The sequence below is a fragment of the Kordia sp. genome (genome assembly GCF_045105435.1).
Taxonomy (GTDB): domain Bacteria; phylum Bacteroidota; class Bacteroidia; order Flavobacteriales; family Flavobacteriaceae; genus Kordia.
Genome location: NZ_JBGCDL010000204.1, coordinates 1 through 4,785, shown reverse-complemented (window position 1 = coordinate 4,785; position 4,785 = coordinate 1). Strand labels below are relative to the sequence as shown.

General features: G+C 35.6%; 3 protein-coding genes. All 3 read left to right on the top strand.

The features are described from left to right. A partial coding sequence (locus AB8B65_RS10685) for an efflux RND transporter periplasmic adaptor subunit (protein ID WP_405300971.1) occupies positions 1 to 1,088 on the top strand: 1,088 nt, incomplete at its 5' end. 3 nt (positions 1,089 to 1,091) lie between these two features. Further along, positions 1,092 to 4,376: an efflux RND transporter permease subunit gene (locus tag AB8B65_RS10680; protein WP_405300970.1), complete on the top strand. Its 3,285-nt coding sequence runs from the start codon at positions 1,092 to 1,094 to the stop codon at positions 4,374 to 4,376. Next, the coding region (locus AB8B65_RS10675; protein ID WP_405300969.1) for a TolC family protein at positions 4,366 to 4,785 on the top strand (420 nt) is incomplete at its 3' end. The genes AB8B65_RS10680 and AB8B65_RS10675, both read left to right, overlap by 11 nt.

Genomic DNA, 4,785 nt, shown 5'->3' with positions numbered 1-4,785 from the left:
CCAATAGTAAAGAGAAAAAGAAACCTATTCCAAAAAAAGTTGTTAAAACGATATATACAGATACCGTTCAAAACACAACAGTTCCTATTATTATTCCTGCTAACGGAAGTTTAGTGGCAAAAAGACGCGTAGAATTGTACGCAGAAGTGCAAGGAATTTTTAAAGCGAACAGAAAATTATTTAAACCTGGACAAAAATATCGTCGCGGAGAAACATTGATTCGTATTGATGCTGCCGAATATTACGCAAATGTACAATCGTCCAAAAGTAATTTGTACAACTCAATTGCAGCTATTATGCCCGATTTACGATTGGACTTTCCAGATATTTACCCAAAATGGCAAAAATACCTAAGTAGTTTTGATCTAAACAAAACCACACCTACGCTACCTGAAATGATTACCGAAAAAGAAAAGTACTTTATTACAGGACGAAACATTGTAACAAATTATTACAACGTTAAAAACTTAGAGCAACGTTTGTCAAAGTATACGATTAGCGCACCATTTTCAGGAATTTTAACAGAAGCCTTAGTTACAGAAGGTTCATTAATACGTAATGGACAAAAATTGGGTGCTTTTATTGACGATTCAGAGTACGAAATGGAAGTAGCGTTAAGCAAAAAATATGCAAGTCTGCTAAAAGTTGGCGAACAAGTAGTACTAAACAATCTTGATGGAACTGAAACATTTTCGGGTGTCGTTTCCCGTGTCAACGGAAGTATTGATGCTACTACACAAACCATTACAGCGTATATAGAAGTAACAGACGAAAAACTAAAAGAAGGTATGTATTTAGAAGCCAATCTAAATGCAAAAGAAGAAGCAAACGCAATTGAAGTAGACCGAAATTTAGTGCTCGACAATGATCAAGTTTTTATAGTACGAGACAGTATATTAGATGTAATAAAAGTAACTCCTGTGTATTTTTCAGATACAAAAGCAGTACTTAAAAATATCCCGGACGGAACAGTTATTTTATCAAAATCGGTTCCGGGTGCGTATGCTGGTATGTTAGTAAAACCGCTAACTTCTGAAAAGGTAACAGATAGTACCGCAACCAAACCAGCATCTAAAAAAACCAAGTAAGTCATGAGAAAAATAATTGCTTACTTTATAAAGCACAGCGTTGCTGTAAATATTGTCATTGCCTTATTTGTGATATTTGGAATATATGGCGCACTCACGTTAAATTCTTCTTTTTTCCCTTTAGTCGATTCTAAAAACGTAAATATTAATATTACGTATCCTGGAGCATCTCCACAGGAAATTGAAGAAGGAATTGTACTTAAAATTGAAGACAATCTTAAAGGATTGAGTGGCGTAGAACGTGTAACCTCAACTTCCAATGAAAATAGCGGCGTAATTAATGTTGAAATTGAAAAAGGAAGAGACATTGATTTTATGCTGCTGGAAATAAAAAACGCCGTAGATCGTGTGCCTTCGTTTCCCACAGGAATGGAACCTTTGGTAGTTGCCAAACGAGAAGCCATACGTGAAACCATTTCTTTTGCCATAAGTGGTGATGGAATTCCGTTAGCAACGTTAAAGCAAATTGGACGTCAAATAGAAAATGATTTGCGCGGTATTGATGGTATTTCTCAAATTAATATCAACGGATATCCTGATGAAGAAATTGAAATTGCCATCAACGAAGCTAGTTTACTCGCGTATAATTTGTCGTTTACAGAAGTGTCAAATGCTATTAATCAAGCGAGTTTAATTACTACTGGTGGAACTATAAAAACGAGTGCCGAAGAATATTTAATTCGTGCCAACGCACGTTCGTATTACGCAGACGAATTGTCTAATTTGGTTGTAAAATCAGATGCATCCGGACGAATTATTCGCTTAAAAGATGTTGCGCAAGTACGCGATCAGTTTTCCGAAACGCCAAATGCCAATTATTTTAATGGCAATCTTTCCATCAATATAAGCATTACAAGTACCAATACTGAAGATTTAATTTCTTCCGCAGAAAAAACAAAAGAATACATTACTGCATTCAATCAAAAATATGAAAATGTCCGATTGGATGTTGTAAATGACAGATCGACCACATTGGTTCAACGTACTGCATTATTGACTGAAAACGCAGTGATTGGAATGATACTCGTACTCATATTTTTATCATTATTCCTAAATACACGTTTGGCATTTTGGGTAGCATTTGGTTTGCCTGTTGCCTTTTTAGGAATGTTTATGTTTGCAGGATATTTTAACGTTACCATTAATGTATTGTCCCTTTTTGGGATGATTATCGTAATTGGTATTTTGGTGGATGATGGAATTGTTATTGCTGAAAACATTTACCAACAATACGAAAAAGGGAAATCGCCAGAAGAAGCTGCTATTGATGGTGTTATGGAAGTATTGCCCGCTATTATTTCTGCCATAGTTACTACCATTTTAGCCTTTAGTATTTTTCTATTTTTAGATGGACGGATTGGTGACTTTTTTGGAGAAGTTTCCGTTGTGGTAATTCTCACCTTAGTGGTATCATTAGTAGAAGCATTAATTATTTTGCCTGCGCATTTGGCACATTCTAAAGCATTGCGCGTTCAAAATAACGAACCAAAAGGCTTGTTGCCAAGATTGTTTTCAAAACTACGCTACATTAACAAGTTTGGTGAGTTTATTATGAATTGGTTGCGCGACAAAGTATATAGCCCAGCATTACGATTTTCTTTAAAAAATAAATTCTTAACGTTTTCATTTTTTATTGTCTTTGTCATTTTGACCAGAGCAAGTTTTCAAGCAGGAATTATTAAAGGTGCGTTTTTTCCAAGAATTGCCAGTGATAGAGTAACTATTACGCTAAACATGCCAAACGGAACCAACGAAAAAGTAACCGACAGTATTATTGCTTTTATTGAAGGCAAAGCAAAAGAAGTGACCAAAGCAATTAATGACGAATATATTGGCGAAGATTCGAAGAAATATTTGGTAGAGAATATGATTCGTAAAATTGGCCCTGGCGCCGCAACTGCTTCTTTAGAAGTTAATTTGTTGCCCGGTGAAGAACGCCCAAATGAAATTACCTCCGATTTAGTATCTAACCGAATTAAAGATGCCGTTGGTCCTATTATTGGTATTGAAAGTTTAGTGTACGGAAGCGGTGGAAATTTTGGTGGACTTCCCGTGTCAGTTTCCTTTTTAGGGAATAATATTGCCGAACTAAAAGCTGTAAAAACAGAACTTAAAACAATACTTAAAAATAACGTATTACTTAAAGATGTAACCGATACAGATCCTGTTGGAATTAAAGAAATCCGTTTAAAACTGAACGAAAGTGCGTATGCATTGGGTTTAAATTTACGAACGGTAATGACACAAGTACGATCGGCATTTTTTGGCGCGCAAGCACAACGTTTTCAGCGCGGACAGGACGAAATTCGCGTTTGGATTCGGTACGATAAGCCAAATCGTTCTTCTATTAATGATTTGGATAATATGCGCATCATCACGCCAAGTGGACAACGTGTTCCTTTAAAAGAAATAGCGAGTTACAGTATTGCACGTGGAGAAGTTGCCATAAATCACTTAGAAGGTCGTAGAGAAATTCAGGTTTCCGCAGATATTAAAGACACCAAAAAAACAAGTGCAACCGATATTATGGCTGAACTTAAAGATGAAATTATGCCTGAGATTTTATCCAAATATCCAACCGTAACACCATCATACGAAGGACAAAATAGAGAACGTAACAAGTTAATGGATTCGTTAGGACCTGTAGGACTTACAGTATTGATTTTAATTTATATTGTTATTGCATTTACCTTCAGAAGTTACAGTCAGCCCTTATTATTATTATTACTAATTCCGCTTAGTTTGCCAGCCGTTGCCTGGGGACATTGGTTTCATGATTTCCCATTAAACATACTTTCCATGTTGGGAATTATTGCCTTGATTGGAATTATGGTCAACGACGGACTCGTATTGATTGGACGATTTAACAGCAATTTACGCGAAGGATTGTCATTTAATGATGCTTTGTACGAAGCAGGTCGCTCACGTTTTAGAGCCATCTTTTTAACTTCAATTACAACTGTTGCAGGTTTAGCGCCGTTAATTTTTGAAGTTAGTAGGCAAGCACAATTTTTAAAACCAATGGCAATTTCTATTGCATACGGAATTGGTTTTGCCACAGTATTAACATTGATTGTATTGCCAATTTTCTTATCGTTTAGTAATTACATAAAACAAAAAGGAAAGTGGTTGTATTACAACAGAGATATTAGCAAAGAAGAAGTAGAACGTGTAGTACGAGAACAACAACACGAAGCACATCTTTTAGAAGAAAAACGAAAAAGAGAATTAGTAGCAGTAGAAACTGTACAAGTTCTTAACACACAAAACGAAGCAAATGCAGAATAAAATTTACATAACCGCTATTTTAGTTTTTTTCGGAATGTATATGAATGCGCAACAAATGCTTACGCCAGATGATGCCATTCAATTGACATTGGAGCATAATTACGGAATTAAAATTGCCAATAATACGGTAAAAGTTGCCGAAAATAATACGAGTATTTTAAATTCTGGTTATTTGCCAACGGTTACAGGAAATGCGGGTGCAACTTATAATTTAGATAATACCGAAGCCGAATTTTCCAACGGAAATACAACGGTTTTAAATGGTGCTGAAAGTTCGCGTTACAACGCTTCTGTAAACCTCAACTACACGTTATTTGATGGTTTGGGCAGGTTGTACAATTATAAGCGATTGAAAGAACAATATCAATTATCTGAATTGGAAGCGCGTGAAACAATTGAAAACACATTG

Bases quoted from the DNA above. Each gene is read 5' to 3' on its own strand.
- AB8B65_RS10680 (WP_405300970.1), top strand. From the start codon at position 1,092: ATGAGAAAAATAATTGCTTACTTTATAAAGCACAGCGTTGCTGTAAAT.